General features: G+C 43.1%; 24 protein-coding genes. 4 read left to right on the forward strand and 20 right to left on the reverse strand.

The annotated features are described in order from the left end of the window. Window positions 1–47 precede the first annotated feature (47 nt). Complete coding sequence (locus FZD51_RS07665; RefSeq protein WP_148974208.1) at window positions 48–944, forward strand: GAF domain-containing protein; 897 nt, start codon at window positions 48–50, stop codon at window positions 942–944. 133 nt (window positions 945–1077) lie between these two features. Here the strand turns inward: FZD51_RS07665 and FZD51_RS07670 are convergent, their stop codons facing one another. Beyond that, window positions 1078–2262 (reverse strand): DUF2812 domain-containing protein, encoded by a 1185-nt coding sequence (locus tag FZD51_RS07670; protein WP_148974209.1) that lies wholly within the window; start codon window positions 2260–2262, stop codon window positions 1078–1080. Continuing rightward, window positions 2255–2575 carry a PadR family transcriptional regulator gene (locus tag FZD51_RS07675; protein ID WP_148974210.1) on the reverse strand — a complete coding sequence of 107 codons (321 nt, stop codon included), beginning with the start codon at window positions 2573–2575 and terminating at the stop codon, window positions 2255–2257. Before FZD51_RS07675 ends, FZD51_RS07670 begins: the two co-directional genes overlap by 8 nt. 337 nt (window positions 2576–2912) lie before the next feature. Between FZD51_RS07675 and FZD51_RS07680 the strand changes: the two genes are divergently transcribed. Further along, window positions 2913–3227, forward strand: coding sequence for a transposase (locus FZD51_RS07680; RefSeq protein ID WP_148974211.1), 315 nt, complete (start codon window positions 2913–2915; stop codon window positions 3225–3227). A 271-nt stretch (window positions 3228–3498) separates the two neighbouring features. Beyond that, the gene (locus FZD51_RS07685) at window positions 3499–4584 is read left to right on the forward strand and encodes an IS3 family transposase (RefSeq protein WP_262380800.1); all 1086 of its coding nucleotides are present in this window, start codon (window positions 3499–3501) and stop codon (window positions 4582–4584) included. 254 nt (window positions 4585–4838) lie between these two features. Here FZD51_RS07685 and FZD51_RS07690 read toward each other — a convergent pair whose 3' ends face one another. The 18 genes from FZD51_RS07690 to FZD51_RS07775 all read right to left on the reverse strand — a co-directional run bounded on the left by FZD51_RS07690 (window position 4839) and on the right by FZD51_RS07775 (window position 24807). Next, window positions 4839–5714 carry an ROK family protein gene (locus FZD51_RS07690; protein WP_148974213.1) on the reverse strand — a complete coding sequence of 292 codons (876 nt, stop codon included), beginning with the start codon at window positions 5712–5714 and terminating at the stop codon, window positions 4839–4841. A 99-nt stretch (window positions 5715–5813) separates the two neighbouring features. After that, entirely contained in the window at window positions 5814–7253 is a 1440-nt protein-coding gene (locus tag FZD51_RS07695) for a glycoside hydrolase family 1 protein (RefSeq protein ID WP_148974214.1), read from the reverse strand. Window positions 7254–7276: 23 nt separating this feature from the next. Further along, window positions 7277–8812: a response regulator transcription factor gene (locus FZD51_RS07700; RefSeq protein ID WP_148974215.1), complete on the reverse strand. Its 1536-nt coding sequence runs from the start codon at window positions 8810–8812 to the stop codon at window positions 7277–7279. A 1-nt stretch (window position 8813) separates the two neighbouring features. Beyond that, on the reverse strand, window positions 8814–10574 hold the full coding sequence (locus FZD51_RS07705; RefSeq protein ID WP_148974216.1) for a cache domain-containing sensor histidine kinase: 1761 nt from the start codon (window positions 10572–10574) through the stop codon (window positions 8814–8816). A gap of 31 nt (window positions 10575–10605) precedes the next feature. Continuing rightward, the gene (locus FZD51_RS07710; protein WP_148974217.1) at window positions 10606–11481 is read right to left on the reverse strand and encodes a carbohydrate ABC transporter permease; all 876 of its coding nucleotides are present in this window, start codon (window positions 11479–11481) and stop codon (window positions 10606–10608) included. Window positions 11482–11495: 14 nt separating this feature from the next. After that, on the reverse strand, window positions 11496–12371 hold the full coding sequence (locus FZD51_RS07715) for a carbohydrate ABC transporter permease (RefSeq protein ID WP_148974218.1): 876 nt from the start codon (window positions 12369–12371) through the stop codon (window positions 11496–11498). Between the two features lie 63 nt (window positions 12372–12434). Next, the gene (locus FZD51_RS07720; protein WP_148974219.1) at window positions 12435–13709 is read right to left on the reverse strand and encodes an extracellular solute-binding protein; all 1275 of its coding nucleotides are present in this window, start codon (window positions 13707–13709) and stop codon (window positions 12435–12437) included. 937 nt (window positions 13710–14646) lie between these two features. Continuing rightward, the gene (locus tag FZD51_RS07725) at window positions 14647–15753 is read right to left on the reverse strand and encodes an ROK family transcriptional regulator (protein WP_148974220.1); all 1107 of its coding nucleotides are present in this window, start codon (window positions 15751–15753) and stop codon (window positions 14647–14649) included. 56 nt (window positions 15754–15809) lie between these two features. Next, window positions 15810–16565 (reverse strand): SIS domain-containing protein, encoded by a 756-nt coding sequence (locus FZD51_RS07730; protein ID WP_262380786.1) that lies wholly within the window; start codon window positions 16563–16565, stop codon window positions 15810–15812. Window positions 16566–16577: 12 nt separating this feature from the next. Beyond that, window positions 16578–17741, reverse strand: coding sequence for an N-acetylglucosamine-6-phosphate deacetylase (locus tag FZD51_RS07735; protein WP_262380787.1), 1164 nt, complete (start codon window positions 17739–17741; stop codon window positions 16578–16580). Continuing rightward, complete coding sequence (locus tag FZD51_RS07740; protein WP_187445668.1) at window positions 17731–18507, reverse strand: glucosamine-6-phosphate deaminase; 777 nt, start codon at window positions 18505–18507, stop codon at window positions 17731–17733. Before FZD51_RS07740 ends, FZD51_RS07735 begins: the two co-directional genes overlap by 11 nt. Beyond that, entirely contained in the window at window positions 18497–19762 is a 1266-nt protein-coding gene (locus tag FZD51_RS07745; RefSeq protein WP_148974224.1) for a neutral/alkaline non-lysosomal ceramidase N-terminal domain-containing protein, read from the reverse strand. The genes FZD51_RS07740 and FZD51_RS07745 overlap by 11 nt, the downstream gene beginning before the upstream one ends. A gap of 28 nt (window positions 19763–19790) precedes the next feature. Beyond that, window positions 19791–21026, reverse strand: coding sequence for an AGE family epimerase/isomerase (locus FZD51_RS07750; RefSeq protein ID WP_148974225.1), 1236 nt, complete (start codon window positions 21024–21026; stop codon window positions 19791–19793). Between the two features lie 14 nt (window positions 21027–21040). Continuing rightward, a complete protein-coding gene (locus FZD51_RS07755) occupies window positions 21041–22552 on the reverse strand; it encodes a sodium:solute symporter family protein (protein ID WP_262380788.1) in 1512 nt (503 codons plus the stop codon). A gap of 308 nt (window positions 22553–22860) precedes the next feature. Further along, a complete protein-coding gene (locus FZD51_RS07760) occupies window positions 22861–23310 on the reverse strand; it encodes a hypothetical protein (protein ID WP_148974227.1) in 450 nt (149 codons plus the stop codon). A gap of 91 nt (window positions 23311–23401) precedes the next feature. After that, window positions 23402–24049 carry a hypothetical protein gene (locus FZD51_RS07765; protein ID WP_262380789.1) on the reverse strand — a complete coding sequence of 216 codons (648 nt, stop codon included), beginning with the start codon at window positions 24047–24049 and terminating at the stop codon, window positions 23402–23404. Window positions 24050–24070: 21 nt separating this feature from the next. After that, the gene (locus FZD51_RS07770; protein WP_148974228.1) at window positions 24071–24412 is read right to left on the reverse strand and encodes a YobA family protein; all 342 of its coding nucleotides are present in this window, start codon (window positions 24410–24412) and stop codon (window positions 24071–24073) included. Window positions 24413–24471: 59 nt separating this feature from the next. Beyond that, window positions 24472–24807 (reverse strand): YobA family protein, encoded by a 336-nt coding sequence (locus tag FZD51_RS07775; protein ID WP_022544455.1) that lies wholly within the window; start codon window positions 24805–24807, stop codon window positions 24472–24474. Between the two features lie 299 nt (window positions 24808–25106). Here FZD51_RS07775 and FZD51_RS07780 point away from each other — a divergent pair, with 299 nt between their 5' ends. After that, a complete protein-coding gene (locus tag FZD51_RS07780; protein ID WP_148974205.1) occupies window positions 25107–25421 on the forward strand; it encodes a helix-turn-helix domain-containing protein in 315 nt (104 codons plus the stop codon). Window positions 25422–25536: the final 115 nt, after the last annotated feature.

The following is a 25536-nucleotide window of genomic DNA, read 5'->3' on the forward strand; positions in this document are numbered from 1 at the left end:
AAAAACTTAGTTAAGGCTTATTTTAGGATTGAGGGGTACAAATACATATGAATTCAAATGTTTTTTCTTACAGCAAGTTCATGAATTTCGATGAAGCGGCGGACAGCATCCTACGAATGATGAGCAGGATTTTAAATATAAATACTCTTTTCATTGCTAAAAATGATCAAAGGACAAATGAGATTGTTAAGGTTGTTAATCATGGGGATACTTTGCTGAGGGAAGGAGATACTCTTCCTTTTGAAGAGACTTTTTGCAAGCTGAGTGTGGATCATGGCGAAAAGGTCCTGTTCATTCCAGATATTACAAAAAGCGATTTATCAAACGCACTTAATGTGACCCGGAATTTAGGAAGCGGCAGCTTTGTAGGCCTTCCTATTTTTTATGAAGATGGAAGGAATTATGGGACCATCTGCGGACTGGATACGGAAACCTTTGAACTCACCGAGGAACATGTGGAGCTTTTTGAAACTATGAGCTCTCTCCTGTCTTATGTGCTGGAGCTCGACGATGCGAATAGACAGATTCAAACTCTGTCAGCACCGCTAGTCCCGATCACTACAGGAGTAGCCATCCTTCCGATCATCGGCAATATCAATGAATTCCGGCTGGAAACCATCATAGAATTGGCCCTCACCAAGAGTGAAAGCCTGTCACTTGAGTATCTAATCATTGATTTGTCGGGGATTCTCCAAATTAACGATATGGTGAGCTCTTCACTATTAAAAGTTGCCAATATGCTGAGCCTGATCGGAGTAACCCCCATACTTACCGGTATCAGGCCGGACTTGGCGTTAAACGCAATCAGCACAAATATAGATTTGAAATCAGTAAAAACCGAGGCCAGCCTGGAAAGTGCTTTGAAGACGATTGGGTTTACACTGAGCAGAGATGAAGGGAAAGACAGAGGGAGAGGCTCATCGTCCCGCTCTCTTTTCAGGTGAAATTTGTTAATCAAACGATTGATTAAATGCTTTGGAAGCCAGAGAGGGACAGTAAAGCTGTCCCTCTCCAGCTCTAGCATCAAACTTGTGAAACATAGCTGTGAAACAAGATTTTTCGGGAGGTGCCTTTCACCTAAAACTTCTCCACAACTGCCTCAATCACCGCATCCACATCCGCCTTCCCGTGGTACCAAACATATATCACAGTATCCCCCTTGAAAGCGAATACCTTTTTCAAATAGTTTTCTTCATATACAATGAGCTGATCTAAATCAGGATGGGTTTTCTCCTGATACAAATCATGGTTTTCTTCATACTCGTATCTTTTAATCAAATCAGAAATCAGATTATCGGCCAAAGACGGGAAGGTCAGCTTATAGACTTCTGTTTGTATAGATGGTGAATATTCTCCGCTGCCATCATTCCACATCTTGCCGGGCACCACTCCGTTTTCGTCTGCTTCATACTGCACGGGTGCCAAAGGACTCCAGTTACGGGAATAGCGGTTGCCCCAGTCCACATTATCATCAAAATATACTGGCTCTTCCCGAACCATATCAGGATTCTGTTCTACATCTGCCAATCTCACAATCGGCAAATCCAGGTTTCCCTCAGGCAATGTTTTCGTGTCCATGATAAACAGCTTCGCGAATGACATTACAGCAACGGAACCGGCTGTCAGCATAAAAAGCAAGGATATCGCCGTATTGCGCCGGAAGCGCTTCTTCCATGGAGCATCGTGGTCAATCGGTTTTCCTTCGGCCAGCTTTTTCCGCAGCGCCCGAATAGATATGGCAGCCTGTAGCGAGGTATAGGCCGAATATCCGATGATGATGGTTAAAATGGTTTGTGTAAGTACACTGCCCTCAACCATCAGCAAAATTGGTGTTCCCTCCAGGAACCATAGAGTAGCCAGCATACCAATCGTCAATAGGATCATGATTGTGACGAACCAGGCAGTCTGAGTATACTTTTCATCCAATGCCTTTAATGTATAAGATTGCTCCGCTGGATCTGTATGGATCTCTGGCGCATGAAGCTCAGCGGGTGAAGAAAACACATGGAAATAATTATAGGTAGTCACATAATCCCATCCGCTCTCGGAATACATTTCAATCTGTTCACTTGAAATCTTCTTACTGAATGAAACATCAATTCTGTATCTCATTTTCTTCGGTTCACCTTTTGCAAACTTAGCAAATCGGAGCCCCATCTTTTTAAGGTAAAGCCCTTCTGCTGCCATGTCCGCAAACCAGCTTTCATGCTCCCCGATCCGCCAATAGTCCTCGGGCCGGAGTTTGCGTACAATTTTACCCATTCCCCTCACCCTCCTCTAAAATCCTGCTGTCTTCAATCAGGGCTTTTAATCGTCCATACTCAACACGCAGGGCATGTTCCCCATCAGCTGTAATTTTGTAGGTCTTTCTTCTGCCATCATTTTCAGCCAGGGAAATAAGTCCGTCCTTTTGCATCCTTGAAAGCACTCCGTAAAGAGTGCCCGGCCCCATATTCACACGGCCTTTTGAAACTTCAGCGATAGCATGCATCAGCTGGTAGCCGTGGTTGGGACGCATGAGTGCGAGGAGTACGTAGTACATTGCCTCGGTCATTGGGCCTCCGGTGTAAGCCATTGGTAAATCCCTTCTTTCATTGTTGGAGTTATTATGTTGCTTGATATTATGTTATGCGATATATCGTATAACATAATAATATAAGATTGGAAGTTTCCTGTAAATAGGTTCAGAGGTTAAAATAGTAAAATATATAAAAAAGCACTGCCGGTATTTTACCTGGCAGTGCTTTTCACGTCATATTCCAGTTCGAAGTTATATCTGTTTCCTCCGCTTGGTGTGTGAAATAATTGTATGAAACAAGAATATTCGGGAGGTGTCTGTGCTCGACCCCCTTATAATGGACAAATAGACCATCATAATTCGGTGATATACTAACATATAAGGGGGAATTAAAATGAACAAGCCTACTCGTAAAAGACACCTCGATCCCGATATAAAAATTAGGGCATCCCAAGAATACCTAAATGGAGTGAAAAGTTCATCTCAATTGGGGCATGAGCTAAATGTTGACCCGGATACCATCTTAAATTGGGCTAAAAAGTATRAACTCCACGGCGCTGCCTGCTTCAATAAATCGACCAAAAATCAATCTAGTCAAACTGCAGAATTACAAAAAGAAATTGATCATTTAAAGTCCACGTTAAAAGCAAAAGATTTGGAGATTGAGATTCTAAAAAAGTTCCAGGCCTCTCTCAAAAAGAACGTATAAACAAGAAATACGAGGGTATTTCTGCTTTGAGGGAGGAGTATCCCGTGACCCTCTTATGCCAAATTCTCAATGTGTCGAAAAGCGGGTATTATGCCTATTTAAAACGGCCAAAACCNCACGGCGCTGCCTGCTTCAATAAATCGACCAAAAATCAATCTAGTCAAACTGCAGAATTACAAAAAGAAATTGATCATTTAAAGTCCACGTTAAAAGCAAAAGATTTGGAGATTGAGATTCTAAAAAAGTTCCAGGCCTCTCTCAAAAAGAACGTATAAACAAGAAATACGAGGGTATTTCTGCTTTGAGGGAGGAGTATCCCGTGACCCTCTTATGCCAAATTCTCAATGTGTCGAAAAGCGGGTATTATGCCTATTTAAAACGGCCAAAACCTGCTCTTTCATCTGACGATAAAAGGCTTATTACAAAAATCAAAAGAGCATATACCCTGCACAATGGTACCTACGGTGCCAAAAGAATCGCCAAATACCTGAGTAAGAGCGGCACTCGAGTGAACCACAAAAAAGTGGCTCGTCTGATGCGGGAGATTAACCTCCAAGCTGTTGTTCGCCAGCCGAAAAMAACCTATAGTCAAAAGGCTCAATCCGCTGGATATATATACGAAAATAAGTTGCAAAGAGACTTTCATGCCATATTGCCCAACACTAAATGGGTCACTGACGTGACGGAGGTTTTGGTAGACAGCCGTAAACTTTATATATCAGCCGTTATGGATCTATTTAACCGTGAAATAGTAGCACTTCAGGTAAGTTCAAGCCCGAATGCAGAGCTTATTAAACAAACACTGTTGGAAGCAAAAAAGAACCGCAAGCTCCCTTCGTTGAACGGAGTAACGATTCATAGTGATCAGGGCAACGTATACCGTTCGTTCGCCTATAACCAGTGGAGCAGGGAATATGGTTTTACCCCTAGTATGTCCAGGAAAGCAAATTGTTGGGATAACGCCGTAATAGAGAGCTTTTTCTCCACACTCAAAGTAGAAATGCCCTGCTTCTTCCCTTTAATCTCTTTAGAAACAATAGAAAGCTATTTACTCAAGTACATAAAATACTTCAACGAAAAGCGCATACAAAAGAAATTGAGCTATCAATCCCCTAAAGAATATGGTTTTACCCCTAGTATGTCCAGGAAAGCAAATTGTTGGGATAACGCCGTAATAGAGAGCTTTTTCTCCACACTCAAAGTAGAAATGCCCTGCTTCTTCCCTTTAATCTCTTTAGAAACAATAGAAAGCTATTTACTCAAGTACATAAAATACTTCAACGAAAAGCGCATACAAAAGAAATTGAGCTATCAATCCCCTAAAGAATATTTATCATTATTTGACCAAGCTGTTTAAAAAATAGGATGTTGTAGCTTTATTTTCTATACACTTTTTTAGGAAATTAGCTAATTTCTCTGTTCTTCATTATAGAAATAACCGATTTTTATTAGTGTCCATTTTTAAGGGGCTTGACCACTGTCACCGCTTTATGTTTCCTCCGCCGGTCTGTGAAACAATTGTGTGAAACAAGATTATTCGGGTGGTGCCTGTCACCGCTTCAATAGAGTGTGAAACAATCCTGTAAAACAAGATTATTCGGGTGGTGCCTGTCACCTTCTATACCCATAAACAGCCCCCAGCAAATTAGCATGCTGCCTAAATGTGCAGGCCTCTATATTCGGTTTGATCTTCGCAAGGCCGACCTTAGCAAGAATGGCATCAAGCTTAAGGTTGATATTGTCGATGAGGTCTTTCCTGGCACTAATGCCCCCGCCGATGAGGATGATCTCCGGGTCATAGATATATTGAAGATTGTAGATGCCGACTGCCAGGTAGTGATAGAACTCGTCCAGTGCTTTTATACAAATGCTATCTCCGTTCTCTGCCAGCTGAAAAATTTCCTCTCCGGACAATGTGTCCGGATCCACTTGTTTGAGGGCAGCTACCTTTTTGACCAGGGCCTTTGTGGACGCTAACCGGCTCCAGACATTGTTGTCGCCTTCAATATCTGTTGTTAAAAACATATAGCCGAATTCTCCGCCATGCAGATTAGCTCCCTTGTGCAGATTTCCATCCTTGAACACAGAGCCGCCGATCCCGGTGCCGATCACCATCACCAGGACATCCTTCCTGCCCTTGGCTGCCCCTTTCCATATTTCCGCATAGCCGGCGCAATTGGCATCATTGCCAAGGAATACCTGCTTTCCTGTCCTCTCGCTGATCTGGCTTTTCATATTCGGGCCATGGATGAACGGGATCGCACTGGAGCCATATATGATTCCCTCATCAGAAACAGCACCAGGGCTGCATACGGCAATTCCTTCACATTCCGGATGGGCTTCACTGATTTCTGCCATAGCCTCCAATAGTCTATCCAGTGTTTTCGGTGTCTTGATCTTGCTGGTTTCCAGGATTTCCGCCTGCTCTGTGACAATGCCGTATTTCACATACGTGCCGCCAAGGTCAAAAGCTAAATACTTCTCCATTCCATCACGTCCATCCGAATAATATGACTTTCAGGCAAACTGGTAAAAAAAGTGATGCTTCACCGGCTTGGAAAGCAGTGAAACATCACCCTGAAACAACTATTTATTCAGCTCATCGTTATGGGCTTCAAATTCTCTTGTTTCAATGATCTGCTTATACCAGTAAGCCGATTTTTTCAGGCTTCGCTTTAGATTGTCTTCCAGATTGATTTCCACCAGTCCATAGCGGTTCTTGAAGGCGTTCATCGGCGACACGCAATCAGAAAGCGCCCAAAGCATATAGCCCTTGCAATTGGCCCCCTCGTCCACAGCCTTCAGGAGCCACTTCAAATGTTCTGAAATAAATTCGATGCGGTAATCATCCTGGATTATGCCTTCTTCATTTTTAAAGCGCTGCTCATTTTCAACGCCCATGCCGTTTTCAGCAATGAACCATTCAATGTTTCCGTACTCTTCCTTCATTCTCACGGCCATATCAAACATGATTTTCGGGTAGATTTCCCAGCCGCGGTAGGGATTCATCTTTTTCCCGGGAAGGTCGAACTTCTCGTAATAATAGGCCGGATGGAACGGCACACGCTCATTCCAGGCAGAAGTCCTTGCCTGCACACGATGCGGGAAATATAGGTTCAAGCCAACATAATCGACTGTATTCTCCTTGATCGTTTGCAGCTCTTCCTCTGTATGGTCAAAAGCAATCCCATGCTTCTCATTTAACTCCAGCAGCTCCTCAGGGTATACCCCTTTAATCGCCGGATCCAGGAACACACGGTTGAAAAAGAGATCGTACATTTTCGCTGCTTCCTGATCATGCGGCGCAGATGATCTGGCATACGTGACTTCGGGATTGAGGATGGTCCCAATCTTAGCCCCCGCCTTCTCTTTGAGGCCCTTTTCCTTAAACAATTGAACGATTCTGGCTGTCGCAAGCCCTTTATTATAGTTCCACTGCATCCATTTTTTCGTATTCTGTTCAAATGGCCAGCGAATCGCATCCAGGTACATACGGGTCTGCGGAACAACCGGCTCATTGAATACAAACCAGTGCTTTACACGGTCTCCATAGCGGTCAAACACTTTATCTGCATATTGAACAAACAGTTCCACCACATGCTTTGAGCCCCATCCGTCATACTTTTCAAATAACTGACCCGGTACCTCATAGTGCTCCAGGCAAATCATTGGCTCAACGCCGTTTGCCTGCAGCTCATCAATGACATCACCTATATAATCTGCATACTCTTCGTCAACTATCGCATTCTCATAATCTGTTAAAAAGCGGGACCAGTTGATAGAAGTCCGGAAATGGGTCAGCCCGATTTCCTTCATGGCCGCAATATCTTCTTTATAGCGGTTTCTGAAATCAGTCGCTACAGCAGGGCCATAGCCATTGTGCCACACATTTTTATTGTTTTTATACCAAAGGTCCATATATGAATCCTGTGAATCTTTTTTGCCTGACCATCCTTCTGTCTGCCATGCGGACACTGCCGCCCCGATGATGAAATCCTTCGGTATACTCACATTGATTTTTTCCATTCTCATTTCCTCCTTGAAATAAATTAGGTGGACCTTAATTTTCGGTACTGCGTCGGCGTCATGCCTGAAAATTTGCGGAACACTTCTACAAAATACTTATACTCATGAAACCCTGCCTGTTCAGCGATCTCATTGATTTTAAAAGGTGTTTCCTCCAGCAGGGTTTTCGCTTCTTCCACGCGCATATGGTTGACATACTCATTAAAGGACTTGCCTGTTTTCTGTTTGAATAAAGAGCTGAAATAATTGGGCGTGATATTGACCACATCAGCAACTTCCTGGGCTTTTATTTCTGACTTATAATAGGTCCTTATGTATTCCAGGGCCCTTTCAATCAGCCAATCTTTGTTATCAGCTGCTTTCAGATTGAACACATGGATCGCCCTTTCAATATCCTGGAGCAGCCACCCGCCGAACACAGCATAAGATTCTGCAATGAGCAGCTCTGCTCCCTGTTCAAACACCGATGGAAAATGGAAGGAATCTTTTTGCCCTAAACTCTTCAGCCTGCTCCTCAGCCCTCGGCTCATTCTCCTGCAGATTGAAATCGATTCTTCCAATAAAAACTGATTAGATTTCAGATAGTTCACTAAGAGATGGACATGTTCTTCAATCTGATTTTGGTCAACTCTTAAAATCGCTTGAATCAACTTCTCTTCCATTTGTTCGGGATATGGAGTGCTGCGGCTTTCTGCTTTTTCCAATTCGGAACAAAAGAAAATCTTTTCACTGTTTATAGGAAGATGCCGGACCCCCTCCCGCAGCGGCCCGATTGCCTGAGAAAGGCTACCCAGCGGAACAGCATGGTCGCTTAGCAGGAAGACCCAGGAATCTTCACATACCAGCTTTCCGATCCGGTCCTTTGCCAGGCTGTCAGATTGCTCCACAAGACAAGTCAGCAGCAGATTTTCACTCATAAAGATTGAAACACTTCTAACATCAATTTCTGCAAAAGCATCATCAATAGATTTTTTCCAAAGCGCTTTCTGTGCCTTTTCTTCTTCAGGATGTGCTGCCCCGGTGATCGCATCCTGTTTTTTCATGCTGATAAAAGCAAAGCATGGAGTGGTTCCAAGCAGGTCATTCCCTGCTATCTCATCAGTTGGGTAATCAAACACATGATGGTAAATGAGATTCCGGAGCCTGATTTGTTCATGCTGTCTGCGTTCTGCTTGCCTTTGATGGATTTCTTTGGTTATCTTTTGGGCAACCTCAAGCAATTCATCAATGTTTACCGGCTTGAGCAGATAATCCTCTACACCTAGCTGGATCGCTTTCTGCGCATATTTAAACTCATCATAGCCGCTGATCATGATGATCCTGGTTTGCGGATATCTCTCCTTTAGAAAAGCAGCCAGGTCCAGCCCATCTTTATTCGGCATTCGGATATCGGTGATCACGATATCGACGCCATTCAGTTCTTTTACCTTGTTCATCGCTTCCTCGCCATCATGCGCAAGGCCGGCGACTTCAATCTGATGTTCTTCCCAAGGAATGGTATACGCCAGCCCCCGGCAAATCATAGGTTCATCATCTACAATCAGCATTTTGAAGGTCATATTATTCTTCACCCGACTTATCAGAAATTGCTTCTATGCCGCTTTCGCACAAGACTGGCAGTTTCACTCGAATCCAGGCGCCTTCACGGCTGGCTTCTTGTTCAATCCCGAAGCTTCCGCCAAAAGCGATCTCAATCCGTTCTTTAAGATTATTTAAGGCATAGCCGGTTTGATTGTTTTCCGCAGCTTCCTCCTGCTCCGGAAATCCCCATCCGTTATCAATCACATCAATCCAAACCTCTTGCTCCCGCCTGTAGCAGCGGATCGTGATCTTGCCTTTCCGGGGCAGATTCCTGAACCCATGCGCGATGCTATTCTCCACAATCGGCTGCAGAATCTGTTTCATGAGATACGCGTCTTTGATTTCATAATCATAGTAGATTGCAAATTGCAGACGATGCTCTCCCATCCTGCTTCGCTGCAGCTCCAGATAGTTTTGCAGGTATATCATTTCTTTTTCAACAGAGACCCACATCTTGCCCATATTCAGATTCATGCGGAAAATTCTTGAAAGTTTCTCAATTAACCCGCCTGTTTCGTATGCCTTTTCCATCCTTGCGGTCCAGCGGATCAAATCCAGGGTGTTATATAAGAAATGAGGATCGATTTGATTCTGCAGGGCCTTAAGCTCCGATTCTTTTTGTTTGATCTTTAGACGGTACTCTATGTCGATATACTTTTGAATCTTTGATACCATCTGATTGAATCTCATCCCTAATATTCCGATTTCATCCTGAGACCCAACCTTTACCTTCGCGCTGAAATTCCCTTTTTCTAATTGTTCCGTTTGGCCCGTCAGCTCCACAATTGGTTTTACCAGCCTTAAATAAAAGCCGATAAACGCAATCCCGCCGAGCAGGGCAAGTAATAGGATCATGAAAAGAATAAGATTCCTGACATTGTACAGGTTACCGACCACTATATCCTGGTTCACCATCGCCACCGACAGCCAGTTTGTATTCTTTACTTCCCTTTTTACAATCAGGAATACGTTTCCATCTTTCTTATAACGGACTGTATGCTCATCGCTTTTCAGGATGGCATCCAATAGCTCCCTGTCCGGAAACCTCTTACCGACAATGGAAGGATCTTTGTGAAGGATCACATCCCCTTGATTTGATAAGATAAAATAGTCCCCTTGCTGAGAAGGATCTACTTCTACCCTTCGAAATACCTTCTTCGTATCCAGACGGATCTTAGCCAAACCAATCGGTTCAGATATATTCCGCAAATCATTGATCACCCTGGTCATCAGAACCACTGAATGCTTGCCGCCCCAGTCACTTCCCACTTCATAAGAACCGCTCCAGCTTGGAGAGCCATTGGCCTCAATCGCTTTTTCGACGAACGGTTCTTCTTGAACACCGCTGACCGGGTTTCCCGTCTGAAAGCTGCGGTCACCACGGCTGGTCAGTTCAATCGAATCAATATAGTCATAGCTCATAAGCTGAAAAGTAAAATAGCCCCGAATTTCTTCCTCTGCCAGTCTGATTTCCTGGACTCTATACTTTGGCAGCTTAAAAAAGCTCCGGAAATCCTGATCATAAATCATATAAGAGGACATGCTTTCAACGTCCCGAATAATCGAATTTAGTGTTTCCTGGTTTTTCTCGAACCGCGAAAGAATATTCTCCTCCGCTTGTTTTTTAAAAGCATCGGTTGCCTGATAATAAATCAGGACGCCTAAAAATATGGTTGGCAAAGAGATCAAAATGAAGAACACGGTTACAAATTTTCTTTTTAAATTCCAGTTACGGGGCATATTGATCACCTTTGCCTTGCTGCTTTAGTTCTTAGCCTTTTACGGCACCTGCTGTCATTCCATTGACAATTTCTTTTTCTAGCAATAGATAGAAAGCGAGAATCGGAATCATGGACATGGTCAATCCAGCCATTTGTGCACCGTAATTCGTCGTAAATTGTCCCGCAAAGCTTGCCAGACCCAGTGGAAGTGTCTGCAATGCCGGGTCATTGATTAAAACGAGGGCGAATGAGAATTCATTCCAATTATAAATGAAATTCAGGATGACGACCGTTGCCAAGGCCGGACGCGACATCGGCAGGATAATCGACCAGAAAATACGGAAAATCCCGCAGCCATCCATAATGGCTGATTCCTCAATATCCTTTGGAAAAGCCTTCATAAAGCTTGTCAAAATAAAAATCGTAATCGGCAGATGAAAGGCGATATACGGAAAAATCAGTGTAATCGGCATATTCAAAAGCCCTAAATTCCTCATTAATATAAACATCGGCACAAGTGTCGCATGAATCGGAATCAGCATTCCGAATATAAAGAAAACATAGGCCGCTTTATTCAGCTTAAAATTGAATCTTGATAGAAAATAAGAGGCGATTGCACCTATCAGGACCGTTAATAGTGTCGCCGTTATTGTAACAAATAAACTATTGGTGAATAAGGTCCCCAGATTGGCGGTTTCCCATGCGCTGAGGTAATTTTCAAAAACAAATGTGCTTGGGAGACCGAATTGATTGGTCGCAAATTCTTTTTCTGATTTGAATGAATTAATGGCCATCCAAATGATTGGATAGGCATTGACAATGGCGAAGATGATGAGAACAGCGTATATAATCGGCCTTTTCCACTTCAGCTTCTTCCGCTTTGGTTCAGCATCTATCGTCGGCGGTTTAGACATAACCGGCTGCATAATGTGTACCTCCCTTATATCATCTTACGTCCAAGAAGTTTTGTCACCGTGTAAATCAAAATGAGGCTGAAGAAGAATATAACGACGGAAACTGCACTGCCGTATCCATACTGAAGCTTGCTGAACGTTTCATTGAACATATACAGTGCCATAACATCCGTTGAATGCGCAGGACCGCCATGTGTCATGACATAAATCAGATCAAATGTTTTCAAACTTCCGGAGATGGCAAGAATGACCGCTACAATGATCGTATCCCATATCATCGGAATCGTAATTTTCCAGGTAGTTGTCCATTCAGAAGCACCATCTATTTTCGCTGCCTCCAGCACTTCCTGCGGTACATTCTGCAAGGCGGCAAGGAAGATGATCAGATACAGGCCGACGAACTGCCAGATAACGACCACCAAAACAGCAATCATGGAAAATGTGGTATCGCCCAGCCAGTTTTGTGCCAGGAAGTCCAGCCCGACTGCCCGAAGCAATTCATTGATCAATCCCTGTTCAGAGTTGAAAATAAGGCTCCAGGTTAAAGAGATGACAACCGTTGACAAAACGACGGGAAGAAAACCGATCGTACGGAAAATTTTCAAGCCCTTGATTTTCCGGTTTAACAATAAAGCAATAAATAAGGCAATGGGAACCTGCCCAAATACAGAAGCCAAAACGACGTAAATATTATTTTTTACTGAATTCCAGAAAAGGGAATCCTGGAATAACTGAACAAAATTATCAAGACCGACAAACTTCATGGCCGAGAACCCGTTCCACTCCATCAGGGAATAGTAAAAGGACTGCAGGATCGGCAGAATCGCAAAAACTAAGTAAATGAGCAATGCAGGCGCCAAACCGGCCGCAATCGCTATTTTCGTACCTTTTGTAGGTTGCATGAATCTCACCCCTTGATGTTGACAGGCTGCTAATAGAATTAACAGCCTGCCCAGGTTATATGATTATTTTTCTGCCTCTTTTTGCATCTCTGCAGCAAGCTCTTCAGGAGTCTTCTCTCCCAGAGTGATAGATTGCAGGCCATTGTTGATCATATCCGTCAATTCCGGTGTTAACGTCGCATCATAAACCGGTGACAATCCGCCCTGTGCCAGCTTGTTGGCAGTTTGGAAGATTTCAGGGATATCGTCGCCCATTTCCAGGTCGGCAGGAACAACGATATTCGCTTCCAGCAATTGCTGATACATATCTTCACTATAGAAGAACTTCAGGAATTCAAAAGCAGCTTCCTTTTCTTCGCCGCTTAATTTACTGTTCAAGGCAATTCCGCCTCCAGCTACACCAGCTATCTTCTCCTGATCGCCTTCTGCACCCTCAAAGGTAGGGAATGGTGCAACACCGATGTTATCCACATTTTCCGCACTGTCTAAAATCGGCCCGATTGCCCAAGATCCAGCAAAGTGCATCGCAGTCTTTCCGGAGATAAAGTTGTTGCGGGCCTGAGCTTCATCCAATGTATTCATGTCTGCATTAAAGGCATTCATCTTTGTTAACTCGTCAATAACCTCTAAGCTCTTGATAAATTGCTCATCTTCAAAAGAACCTTCACCATTCAGCACATTCGGCAAGAAGTCACTCCCAGTGAAGCGGTCCGCAATCGTTGAAATGTATACTGACTGCAGCGGCCAGATCCCTTTATTGCCAAGGGCGATCGGTGTAATATCTTCACCGTTCAATGCTTCAATCAATGATTTCAGCTCTTCATACGTTTTTGGGAACTCCTCGAAGCCCGCCTGTGACACAAGCTCTTTGTTATAGTAAATCAAGCTCGTTTCACTGATGTTTCCAGGAATCGCGTAGTGCTCCCCATCAACGGCATAATCCTTCATGATACCCTCAGGAATCGTACCTTCCCAGTTATCAACGATCTCGTTCAGCGAAAGAAGCGCATTTCCTTCAACCAGCGGAGCAATTCGGGCACCAGGCCATACGCGGAACATATCCGGCAATTGGTTGCCCGCAGCCTGTGTCCTTAATTTGGTTTCATACTGATCATGCGGAATCGCCTCAATCACGACCTCAATATCATCATGTTCTTCATTGAATTTCTCTACCATATTTTTATATGCTGCGTTTTCCGGGCGATCCTCTGTCCAGTCATTCCATAACGTCAATTCAACAGCATCGCCATTCGAACCCGCTTTTTCATCTCCCCCGCTGCAGCCAACCAGTCCTGCAGCAACCACTAAACCAGAAAGAATAAGTCCCATCTTCTTCATCTATCTTTCCTCCCTTAAAAGAATGTAAGCAGTTACATTTACAATTGTAACTGCTTACATTTTTAAAAAATATCCGGTAATTCTATAAAAATATCCAGAAAATTTAAATTTGTGTGGTTTTCGGATGATAAAAATGGAAAGTTCAGATAAATAATGAAACGAAATAGAGGGGGGCTCGTCTTATTTATAAAGAAGACCAGGAGGAAAATCAAAATTGTACTTTACGTTTATAACCTTTATTTTACATGCATTCATTATATTTTTTCTATTGGCCATCACACTTCCATTTGCTGCACAGCCAGTTCAAAATTTTTCCCCGAACTTATATACAAACTTATTTAACGACCATGTTGAGTTATTTGCCATCACGACTAGTTTTATAATAGCTTTCCCACTGACTCTTCTTACAATAAGGAAGAATGTTAATATCAAAAGGAAAGTGTTCATCTCTTTGATTCAATCACTGTTAATACTGATTTTAATTTTAGTATATTTTCTTAACATGAACTATTTAAGTGAACTAATGGTCCGCCCAACTTATGAGTAAGCGTGGCCTTTCATTAGAGGTAAAAGACTAAATCAATATCCGCAAAATCAGCTTAACCCAGCCAACCAAACTGATCCATAGCGGAACACTCAACAATATGCCCCAATATAGCCCTGTCACAAAGTTTCCTTCTTCATTATTCATAAACAGCACTCCCATCATGAATACTGTTAGAAGTATGAGCAAATCTGTTGTGGTCTAAACAAACGGGTGCTGCTTATATAATGGAAATAACCACAACTATTAGGTTGTGGTTATTACTCTATGCAGCTCTCATATAAGATTTAGGAAAGTTTGATTGGTATTTGATTGGTATTGGAAACCAATGGGTCTCGTGAAACATTTGTGTGAAACAAGAATTTTCGGGAGGTGCCTGTCACCTCTATCACTCTACCCCTCAAACTGATGGATCACAGCCGTAGCTGCACCCACTGTTTGAGAAAATGCTTCCTTATTAAAGTAGATATGTGTCTGGAAGCTGGGGATTCTTAAGGCATTCTGATCAAGGTAGTCCCTGACCGAAGATTGAAAGATTCCATATTGATTGTACGGGCTGTCTATCACAATCTTCCCTGGGTTTATAAGATTAAGGATGCTTATCAGGGAAACACCTAATAAAGTTCCGTAATGCTGAAGCTGCTGTTCTGTTTTTCTCTCTCTTTCATCCCTGGATATGCCATTAAGACTCGTCTGCCATTCATTGAATACCTTTCTGCTGATCATCTTTTCAAGGCATCCCATTTGGCCGCATCCGCAGAGAGGCCCATTGGGATCCACAGAAATATGGCCAATCTCTCCAGAGGTGAAGCTTTCTCCGTTCCAGATGCTTCCGTCTATGATAAACGCACCGCCAATCCCATCACCAATCCGGATATAGAAAAAACTGCTGGCATCGATATCTTCGTCATATACACTTGAGCAAAGGGAGGCCATTTTAACATTATTTTGAATGACCAAAGATACCTGAATAGAGCCCTTTAACTTATCTGAGATATTTACATTTTTCCACTGGAGATTCGTAGATTCATAGACGATGCCTTCTTGTGAATTCACAATCCCTGGCACACCGATTCCAATGCCCAGCACATTGGTAAACTCATTGATCAGGCTTTCTGCAATGCAGATTATTTTTTCACAGACAGCAGTGATGTCCCTGCCTTCCACTTCTATAAAGCCGCTTTTAAGTGTTTCCAGATAATAATTTGTAACAACATATTCAATACCATTATGATGGATGGCCATTCCAATTGCATGGTAAGCATCCGCATTCATTTCAATCAATATTTTAGGCCGCCCGGCTTTTTGCAGGTCCTTTACACCCACTTCGCGGATGATTCCCTCATTTATGTACTGATCCACGATAATAGACACGGTGTTTTTGCTTACCCCCATCCATTTCGCAAGATCTTTCCGGGACGTTTGCTTATATTTGCGCAGAAGCGATAGTATTTTCTTTTGATTTTGTTCGCGTAGTATACCTGGCCCTTTGGTTAACATGGCTGAATCCTCTTTTCTACTCACTGCCGTTTCCAACCATTATATCAAGCAAAAGCTTATAATTTCTTAATTTTGTGCTTAAAACGTGAAATAAACTGCTGGTTCCATTCATCTCCTCCCGTTGCGTTTCCGCTCTTCCAGATGGGAGGCTGAATACCTTGCTCAACCAGTAATGCAATTGCCTCCATGCTTACAGAATTAAGAATATAGGCATTTACAAAAGTGGATATTGCTCCTACCTTTTGTTCGAGACCCTCCATTTCAATTACCGCGTCGCCCACCTCTATTTTAGAATCAATGGAGATATCCACTATGTCATGCAGATTCTGCTTGGACGGATGTCTTGCAATATGATCTGCAGGAGTGGAGGCAGCATGCTTCACTGAAGATACTCCGATAGTCTTCACGCCCAGCCTTTTTGCTTCCAGTGCAGCATCGATCGTCGCTGCGTTGATTCCATATGCGTTTACGATGATCAAAAGATCACCTGATTCCAGGCCATAATCCTGGAGGACTACTTTTCCATAGCCCGGAGTACGCTCAATCGCCATCGATCGCAGTGCCCCGCTGCTCAACAAGGTGCCTTCATCCAAAATAGCACTAACATGCATCAGCCCGCCGGCACGAAAGAACAACTCCTGCGATCCCAGATTGGAATGGCCCCCAGGCCCATATACGTACACGATTCTGTCTTCTTTTATATGGTCTGCCACGGCCCTTGCTGCCAGATTAATATCATCACTCTCTGTTGCGATAATTTCTTCCAGATAGCTTTTAATCTGACCAAAGTATTCTAGTGCATAATTCATCATGCAACACTCCATTCATTGATTTACGGGACACGGATCCCCCAGTTTTATTGACCTAATTAACTCCATACGGCCGTTTTCTTTGCGAAACAAGAGGAGATCTGCCGGTGCACCTGCCTGCAGACCGTCTTTCTGCGGAAGGTTCAGCAGCTTCGCAGGCAGGATAGAAGCTTTTTCAATGGCTTTTTCCAAAGCTGTTATGCCCATGGATGTTAGAGTATTGACTCCCCAAAGTATGCTTTGGGCAGAGCCCGCCAGCAGTTTCGGTTCATTCTTCAAATGCAGCTTTCCTTGTTCCGTTAAGGTAACTTCCCCTCCCACGGGAGCTGTATAATCACCTGGAGGGAGACCGGCTAATGCCACGCTGTCGCTAATGATCAGCATCTTGTCTTCCTTTACCTTCTCAATCACTTTTAAAACCGAAGATGGCAAATGGTAGCCATCACAAATGACTGTTGCTGCAAGCGAATCCTCCGCCAGCTGATCCCATAGATAGTTTGGATGCCTCGGGAGCATAACATGGGCGCCGTTGCCGAGGTGCGTTGATAGTGTTGCTCCCGCTTTAACCGCCTCCCTGATCTGTTCCCCATCGGCCGCTGTATGGCCGATAGACACCAGCACTTGATGTGCTGCTGCCTTCTTGATAAAGTCCGCCGCATCCGGCCATTCAGGTGACAGTGTAATAATTTTGATCAGTCCATTGACTGATTCATTCAGTGCCTGGAAAAACTCAAAGTCGGGAGGCTGAATATATTGTTTGCTGTGTGCCCCTCTTGGGCCATCCTCCCCTGATAGGAACGGTCCTTCCAAATGGATACCCGGTATCATGCTTCTCACCAGTTCATTCTGCTCCCGTGCAAGTGAAATGGTAGACGTGAGCGATGCAATTTGATCAAAAGAGTTTGTAATAATCGTAGGAAAAAAGGAAGTAGCCCCTTCCTCCAAAAGAAACAAGCAGGCCTTCCTTACATCATCCACGGTGAGTTCAATGCTATTAAAATCAACACCCCTGTAGCCATTCACCTGGAGGTCTACAAATCCGGGAGCTATATAAAGCTCAGAATCCTCCAACGCAGCCAAGGGTTCCATTGATTCGATGAAGCCATCTTTAATGATGATTCTTACTGGCTTATTATCCTTATAGTGCATGCCCTCCAGCGTATAATAATTACCTTCCATCCTGTTCATCTCCAAAGGAATCCTTATCCAAATATAATTTTGCCTGAGCATGTGTTCTTAAAATAGTGGCAGGACATGCCGTACTGATTGGGCCATTAAGGGTCTGCCGAACGGCTTCTGCTTTTGTTCTGCCAGGAACAGCACAATACATGGATCCTGCTGCCAGCAGAGCCGGGATTGTCAGCGTAAAAGCGTATAACGGCACATCCTCCAGGCTGGAAAAACAGCCATCATTTACTTGCTGCTGTCTGCATGCTTCCTCCAGTTCCACTTTTTTAATCATGTGTTCATCTTCAAAATCAGCAACCGGGGGATCGTTGAAAGCAATGTGGCCGTTTTCCCCAATTCCAAGACACACAATATCAATTGGAGCTTCCTGTAATAGGCGTGTGTACCGCTCCACCTCTTCCTTATTGGAACTGTTGATGAGATGAACCTGCTTGAATGGAACTTTGTCAAACAGCCTCTCCTTCAAAAAGTTTTGGAAAAGCTGTGGCGCATCGTTTGGAAGGCCAATGTATTCATCCATATGAAAGGCGGTCATATCCTCCCACCTGATTCTGCTGTCCTGTATTAAATAATCCAGAACCTCATTCTGGGATGGCGCAGCGGCAAAAACCATCCTGATTTCACCCTGTTCCTTTTGAAGCTTTACAATCTGCCCTGCGATATCAGCAGCCGCAGCCCTGCCCATGTCATCCCGGTTTTTAAACACATAATAGGCCAGCTTGTCTTTCTGTCCTTCTTTAATTGCTTTAACTGTCAATTCTCTCACCTACCAAACTATTTTTTATGGCCAGCACGATTGTCTCTTCCATCCCTTCCTGAAAAGGCGCGGGCAGTCCGAAATAATAGATAAAATCCTCCGATTCATATCCGCCTTCCCGGATCTGTGCAGCAGTCGGGATATACCCGGACATCCCGTTGCTGTATCCTATTGCAAGGGACCCGGGAGAGAGGCCCCTTACATACTGCCCATACTGCTGGACCATCTCTCCACTGAAACAGACAAAACTTAAATCATTTCCAAGATTTAATACCTGTATCTCCAACTTGGCCGAGCTTCCAGCGCTCCAGTGCTTATGCACATGATCCTTCCATAAACATTGGACTCTCGCATCCATCTCTGCTGCAGCTTGATAACCTTCCTGGAAGAAAAGGGGCACACTCATCACCTTCGCTTCCATGAAATTCATCTCCAGCTTTTCACCCGTCTGTTCCCTCAAAGCCTGAAGAACTGGCGCAGCAAGCTGGGCTCCCAGCCGTTCCATATCAGATGTTTCTCCTCTATAAAACTCTTTATCTTTTACTAATGCCGGTCTTACCTCTCCACAGCAGCCCTGCAAAAAGCCGATGACTGCATTGCTGTATTGCTCTTGAATTATGGCACAGCAATAACCCGGAAATTCAGCTGAAAGAATATTGGCATCCGTTGAGGTAGGATGGCAGGCATAGTGAAGAAGCACCCCTTTTACTTCCTGGTTCTTTTTTTCAAAAGAAATAATGGAAACTGTTTGATCAACAATCCCATCGTAATTAGGCCTCATCACGATTCTCTTGCCCTCGGAGTACCTGCGGTTTACCCCCATCTCACACGTTGTATATCTCCGGGCTGCAGTGACTATTTCTTTATCACTTTTTGCGGCTCTTACACTTTCAATAATCATTTCTTCCAATGAGCCGAGATATTGAGGATCCGCTTCACCAAGAAGGCTTGTAAAAGCAGCACTGGTCTGCGGACCAGAGTGATTGTGGGTGGCATGGAAGCAGATAGACTCCGAAGCAATGCTAAATTTATCGCTCAAGGTGCCTCTCCACTTTTGAACATATTCTGTATCCCACCAGATCACATCCCCTATGAAGAGGACTGATTTTTCTGCTCCGATTTCAAAATAAAAGGTTTTTAAGAAAAGAGGAGAATGGACACTCTTTGCCTTGCCTTTTCGATGGGCAAACCCCGCCAGCTGCACTGGCATCTCTGGGGTTATATCAATCTGATGAACTCCCAGCCAAAGTGACATGCCGTATTCTCCTTTCTGTTCACAATCACTAAAACAACTTCATAATCAGTATAAAATTCCTTATCACATGGAATGGATCCTTCACCGGAAGCGCAACTACTTTGTTTAATGGCTTGCCTTGCCGATCCCTGATTTGAATCCATTCTCCAATCTGTTTATCAGGGTTTGGAAAGGTCTTAAACGTGTAGCCGGCCACCCGCTGATACCATTCTTTAAATACCTCTTTCTTGGTATGCTGGTAGAGAAGGAGCAGCGTATACAGCGCTTCAGAATGCGGCCACCAAAGCTTGGTGTCCCAGGTATCGCGAATTAGGGCACAGTAGGGTTCATCATCATTCTCCCGCCCGCTTGGCTTGCCGCCATTTTTATCTACAAAACGCAATAACCCGCCATATTCCTCATCCCAGCCAGCTTCAATCGCTTTTAAGGCAACTTTGGAAAGTGCTTCGAGGACCGCCCCGCGCTCACTTTCTTTCCATTCGTGCATGCTATGGAGATGAAACCAAATTGATTCGAGCGTATGGCCAGGATTCAGATGATTTTCCAATAACGTACCGCCGCTCCCTTCCCTTTCCGGTTTCAGCTCAATGCACCTGCCATCTTCAGCAATAAATTCTCTCAATATATATCTGCTCAATTCACCAGACGTCTTTACGCCAAGACTCTCTATGGAAAAAGAAAACTGGTCTGCTGTTTTCTCTATTTCCTGCGCGACATTTAATAGAATCATATTGATTGAATGGGATAAATAGCCTTCAGGAATAGGATAGGGCTCTGTTTTCACCTTTCCCTCCAGCACTCTCGTGTTTACAGTCTTATAAACCGATACTGCCAGGGAAAAAGCATCAGCATTATTAAATATTTCGGCATATTTATTTACTCCGAGAACAAAGAAGCAATCTGCATATATACTAATATCCTTTTGCCCCTCAATTTCCCCTCCATCCTCAGTGACAGCGTAAAGCACATGGTTTTCCCTGGTGAGTGTATGCTTCTTCAGAAAGGCATACGTTTTTTCCGCCATGTCCTTTAATGATGCCGGTTCAAGGGGCAACCGTCCTGCCTCAGCCAGCTGATACAGCTCAGAACAGAGCCAAAGAAAGCGCCCCTGTGACCAGGTATACTTGTCTCTGCTGACGAGCTGTGAGCCGTCATTGGTATAGCAGGTAAAAACGCCGCCGTACTTCCGGTCGAAGGCATTTTCCCAGAACGGCCAGAAGTTCCCCACAATCTCCTTCTGATAAAATTCATTTATTTCATTCATTAAATTCTCCTCTTTTATAATGCTGTATTGATGTTTTTTGTATCGCTGGCAAGCTCTTCGTCACTTTTGCTTATGGCAGTAAGCATATCCTCCACATCAGGTGAAACTGCTTTGTTATTAAAGAAGCCCATTCCGATATAAACTAGTGCGGAGGAAAATACCGGAGCACCCAATTCTACGTAAAGCGGCCAATCCACCCAATATTTAGTTACTGCAAACATGATAAAACCGGCAATGATGGAAGAGAATGCTGCTGCAGATCCGCTTCGTTTAAAGGCTGGCAGCAGCCCAAGCAGCATTGGGATGGAAACAGGTCCGACCAAAGCTGCGAACCAGGAGATCAGCAGACCGAGAACTCCGCCGAAGTTATCTGAAAAGATAGCGATAATAAGGGTAGCGAAAGTAAAGATGAATGTAGTAATCCGGGCAATCTTCAAGGTGGCTTGCTGGTTAAGCCCTTTGAATTTCCAGGACATGACGGGAAGTATATCTCTGGTGATTACAGATGAAATAGTGTTGGCGTCTGAGGATGTCATCGACATGGTTGCGGCAAATAATGATGCCAGCACTAGACCAACTAAGCCGGCAGGAAGAAGCTCTTGTGTCAATAGGGCATATGATTTGGTTGGATCATCAAGATTTGGCAGGATCAGCGGAGCAGCCCACATCGGAAAGAACAGGATCAATGGGAACAAAAGGTAAAGCCAGCCAGATAATAGGGCAGATTTCTTTGCTTCTTTCCCGGATGGAGAAGAGATATATCTTGCTGCAAGATTCCAAGTACCACCGTTGTAGCTTAAGAAAACAATGAAGACGAAAACTAACACATATCCAATTGAGTATGGTTCATTGAATGGCTGGCTGTTCGCCGGCGGGAGATTATCCCAAATCCCGAATATCGAACTAACACCACCCATTTTGCTTAAAACTATAAAGAACATAACAAATGCTGCCACGATTTGAATAAGGAATTGAACAAAGTCTGTCCACAGATCGGCCCATATGCCGCCAATCGTAATATAAACCAAGGAAACCAATCCCGACAGCAAGATTCCATACATGATCGGAACCCCTGTAAATACATTCAACAGTATCCCAATCGCAGCCCATTTCGCTCCAACATCAAACAGTTTTAACAGCACACCGCTCCATGCAATCAATTGCTGAGTCGGCACATTATAGCGCATTGCAAGATACTCAGTTGGCGATTCAATGTCCAGTTTAGTTCTCAGCTTGGACCAGCGCGGCGCCATAATGTAAGCGCCTACAATTACAGATACGAAGATCGGCAGCGCCCACCACACATACAAACTGAACCCATGCGTATAAGCAAGCCCTGCATAGGCCACAAATACTGCCCCGCTATAGCCGCCCACATGATGAGATATACCGCCAAGCCACCAGGGAAGATTCCCGCCAGCCACAAAATAATCCTTCGAACCCTGCACCTTTTTGTAGGTGGTGAATCCAATAACAACCATCAATAAGAAAAATGCAATAATGACTCCCCAATCTAATCCGCTCATCGTCATGCTCCCCCTATTTTAGATCTTAACGCTTTACAAAATTCTATTGAATCTCACTAATTCACTCTGTAATCCTCCCCTCCTTTATTTAGTAATAATATATGACTAATACAATTAGAAAATAACATAAGTTCATCTGTTTGTAAAATTAATTTCTGAATTTTTAAAAATAAATATTCACTTATCCCTTCCATTTTCAAAATAGAAAAAAGGTAAAGCAACTAGTGCTTCACCTTAGAAATCGTATCATTATTAAATTAGCTCACTGTGAAACATCTTATGAAACAAGATTTATCGGGAGGTGCCTGTCACCTAATTTTGTAATAAAAGATTTTTTTATTAGTGGCTTCTATTTTAACTTCCTCATTAATTCTTTCAAACTCAGAAAGTATGTAATCAATGTTTTGCCGCTGAGCATTCGTTACATCTTTATGAGATGTTAATTGCCAGTACTGCGGGAATAACTGAAGAATATCATGATATCTATCTGTATCATCCATCTTCAACGCACGATAATTCATTGTTAAAAGCTCAAAAGTGGTAATAACGTTTTCTTTACTTAGTTCGAAGACCTCTTTTGACTGTTTCCCTTGTCGATAGGCCTCAGTAATTTCACTGTCTTTTTTTACTTGTTCAAAAAAAGTCCTGAAAGCTGCTTCTTCTAATTCTTTTTCTTTATAATCATTTTCGACTTTAAAGAACCAGATGAAAAAAACACAGATTGCCAGTAATATAGAAATCATAAGCTTTTTGTTCAACTATATAATCCCCTTACACTGTTTCCCAAACTAACATTCAACAATCGCGTATTAGTCCCCAACTTATTCCCACTCATAATTCTCGACCAGCTCAGCCATCTTCGGAACTATTTTTTGAAGAGAATCTATTCCTTGAAAAGTGTTCATTATTTGAGATTACTGTAATGTAATTGCCATCATGCCCTACCCAAAATACTGTGGAATCCCCGGTTAAAGTGACAATAGGTACATTGGCTGACCATGTAAGTTTAACAAGTCTGGTAATGTTATTTTTGGTCCTTTTCACAGGATAAGGCGACTCGTGCTCCCTTTCCTCCAGGCTGAACACATCCTGTTTGATCGACCATAATGACAGGTTCAGCATATTTCCGTTTCCATGCAAATAAGGATAATAGGCTTTGAATTGCTGCGGGGTGCGAATCACTGCTTTTACAAAGAAGGTATCTTTGTATTCGCCTTTCGCACAATTGAACGCTATATCCTGCTCCCTGTACAGACCTTCAAATTCTGCCTGCTGAAAATCAAAGATTTCCACAAGTGAATAAACAGGATAATAATCCGGATTCTCCATCCAGCTGCAAAAAAATACTTCATAATGATTTGTAAGACCACTTTCGGCATAATAGGGAAATTCCACGATATGCCGGAAATCTCCGTGGATCTCAAAAGGATAAGTGGCTTCCGCCTTCGGTTCTATCATTACTTTTCGGGGAGGAAACCAGCTGACTTCTATTTTCATTTTTTTCACCTTACTTTTGCTTTATTCTTCCAATACCTCAATCCGCTCTGCCCCTGTCTTAGGAGGAAGCGATTCCTGAGCCTTGCCGTTGTAGGTTATGGCAACTTTTTGCCCAATCTCTAAATTCTTTAATTGTCTTTTACTTACATAAAAAAACATGCCTTGTTCGTAAGCTATCTCCATTATTTCTTCTTGTGTTCCATTCTCAAGCACTTCATCTGAAATGTTACTAATGACCAGAATCATATTAGGCTCAGAAAACTTTTGGGCAACATAACCTTCAAAGACAGGCTTTTTCGAACATGAAGACATTACCATACAGCAAAGGATCAGCATCATCATGAGCACTCTACTATTTCTCATTACTTTCCCCCCACATGGTGAGTATCAAAGAACGATGGTCTACGCTAGGCTGGCCGTCCTCACTTCACAATTTTTACCTTTATGGCTCCTGCTTGTCCTGGGGCTGATGTTGCTTTATTTCCATTGTAGTAAACTATTACTTTCTGACCTGCTTTGAGCTTATCCCTAAGTTTGCTATCAAGGCTGGTAATTTTAAAATATGTTCCTTCACCACCAAAAGTTTCTGCAAGTTCCTCAAACTCTTCCTCTTCTATCTCTTTTTCATTGGCCGGTACAACCCAAATTTCAGAATCACTTTTGCTTATAATGTAACCTTCTTCCTGAACAGCACCTAAAGTACAGGCAGACAACAATAGGAGGCAGCAAAACTTTAATAATGTTCTGATGGTTGTCATTCCTTCCTCAAAAAATGGATAGTTTCAACTTTACCGTTTATTTACAATTATATTTGAAATGGGTTGATTATAGAAGAGGTAAAATGACCACTATGTGTGGAACAATCTGTGAAACAAGATTAATCGGGGGGGTGCCTGTCACCAATATTAAAAAGAGTGAAGCTTCTTTCACTTCACTCTCTGTGAAACTATTGATGTGAAACAAGAATTTTCGGGAGGTGCCTGTGCTCGACCCCCTTATAATGGACAAATAGACCATCATAATTCGGTGATATACTAACATATAAGGGGGAATTAAAATGAACAAGCCTACTCGTAAAAGACACCTCGATCCCGATATAAAAATTAGGGCATCCCAAGAATACCTAAATGGAGTGAAAAGTTCTTCTCAATTGGGGCATGAGCTAAATGTTGACCCGGATACCATCTTAAATTGGGCTAAAAAGTATAAACTCCACGGCGCTGCCTGCTTCAATAAATCGACCAAAAATCAATCTAGTCAAACTGCAGAATTACAAAAAGAAATTGATCATTTAAAGTCCACGTTAAAAGCAAAAGATTTGGAGATTGAGATTCTAAAAAAGTTCCAGGCCTCTCTCAAAAAGAACGTATAAACAAGAAATACGAGGGTATTTCTGCTTTGAGGGAGGAGTATCCCGTGACCCTCTTATGCCAAATTCTCAATGTGTCGAAAAGCGGGTATTATGCCTATTTAAAACGGCCAAAACC

It is taken from the genome of Bacillus infantis (genome assembly GCF_008180445.1).
Taxonomy (GTDB): domain Bacteria; phylum Bacillota; class Bacilli; order Bacillales; family Cytobacillaceae; genus Bacillus_AB; species Bacillus_AB infantis_B.

Excerpts from the sequence above, each read along its gene's own strand:
- FZD51_RS07775 (WP_022544455.1), bottom strand. The coding sequence starts at position 24,807 with ATGACAACCATCAGAACATTATTAAAGTTTTGCTGCCTCCTATTGTTG.
- FZD51_RS07715 (WP_148974218.1), bottom strand. The coding sequence starts at position 12,371 with ATGCAACCTACAAAAGGTACGAAAATAGCGATTGCGGCCGGTTTGGCG.
- FZD51_RS07670 (WP_148974209.1), bottom strand. The coding sequence starts at position 2,262 with ATGGGTAAAATTGTACGCAAACTCCGGCCCGAGGACTATTGGCGGATC.
- FZD51_RS07765 (WP_262380789.1), bottom strand. The coding sequence starts at position 24,049 with ATGAAAATAGAAGTCAGCTGGTTTCCTCCCCGAAAAGTAATGATAGAA.
- FZD51_RS07695 (WP_148974214.1), bottom strand. The coding sequence starts at position 7,253 with ATGGAAAAAATCAATGTGAGTATACCGAAGGATTTCATCATCGGGGCG.
- FZD51_RS07675 (WP_148974210.1), bottom strand. The coding sequence starts at position 2,575 with ATGGCTTACACCGGAGGCCCAATGACCGAGGCAATGTACTACGTACTC.
- FZD51_RS07665 (WP_148974208.1), top strand. The coding sequence starts at position 48 with ATGAATTCAAATGTTTTTTCTTACAGCAAGTTCATGAATTTCGATGAA.
- FZD51_RS07690 (WP_148974213.1), bottom strand. The coding sequence starts at position 5,714 with ATGGAGAAGTATTTAGCTTTTGACCTTGGCGGCACGTATGTGAAATAC.
- FZD51_RS07745 (WP_148974224.1), bottom strand. The coding sequence starts at position 19,762 with ATGTCACTTTGGCTGGGAGTTCATCAGATTGATATAACCCCAGAGATG.
- FZD51_RS07725 (WP_148974220.1), bottom strand. The coding sequence starts at position 15,753 with ATGTTAACCAAAGGGCCAGGTATACTACGCGAACAAAATCAAAAGAAA.
- FZD51_RS07700 (WP_148974215.1), bottom strand. The coding sequence starts at position 8,812 with ATGACCTTCAAAATGCTGATTGTAGATGATGAACCTATGATTTGCCGG.
- FZD51_RS07750 (WP_148974225.1), bottom strand. The coding sequence starts at position 21,026 with ATGAATGAAATAAATGAATTTTATCAGAAGGAGATTGTGGGGAACTTC.
- FZD51_RS07755 (WP_262380788.1), bottom strand. The coding sequence starts at position 22,552 with ATGAGCGGATTAGATTGGGGAGTCATTATTGCATTTTTCTTATTGATG.
- FZD51_RS07705 (WP_148974216.1), bottom strand. The coding sequence starts at position 10,574 with ATGCCCCGTAACTGGAATTTAAAAAGAAAATTTGTAACCGTGTTCTTC.
- FZD51_RS07780 (WP_148974205.1), top strand. The coding sequence starts at position 25,107 with ATGAACAAGCCTACTCGTAAAAGACACCTCGATCCCGATATAAAAATT.
- FZD51_RS07730 (WP_262380786.1), bottom strand. The coding sequence starts at position 16,565 with ATGATGAATTATGCACTAGAATACTTTGGTCAGATTAAAAGCTATCTG.
- FZD51_RS07770 (WP_148974228.1), bottom strand. The coding sequence starts at position 24,412 with ATGAGAAATAGTAGAGTGCTCATGATGATGCTGATCCTTTGCTGTATG.
- FZD51_RS07720 (WP_148974219.1), bottom strand. The coding sequence starts at position 13,709 with ATGAAGAAGATGGGACTTATTCTTTCTGGTTTAGTGGTTGCTGCAGGA.
- FZD51_RS07735 (WP_262380787.1), bottom strand. The coding sequence starts at position 17,741 with ATGGAAGGTAATTATTATACGCTGGAGGGCATGCACTATAAGGATAAT.
- FZD51_RS07710 (WP_148974217.1), bottom strand. The coding sequence starts at position 11,481 with ATGCAGCCGGTTATGTCTAAACCGCCGACGATAGATGCTGAACCAAAG.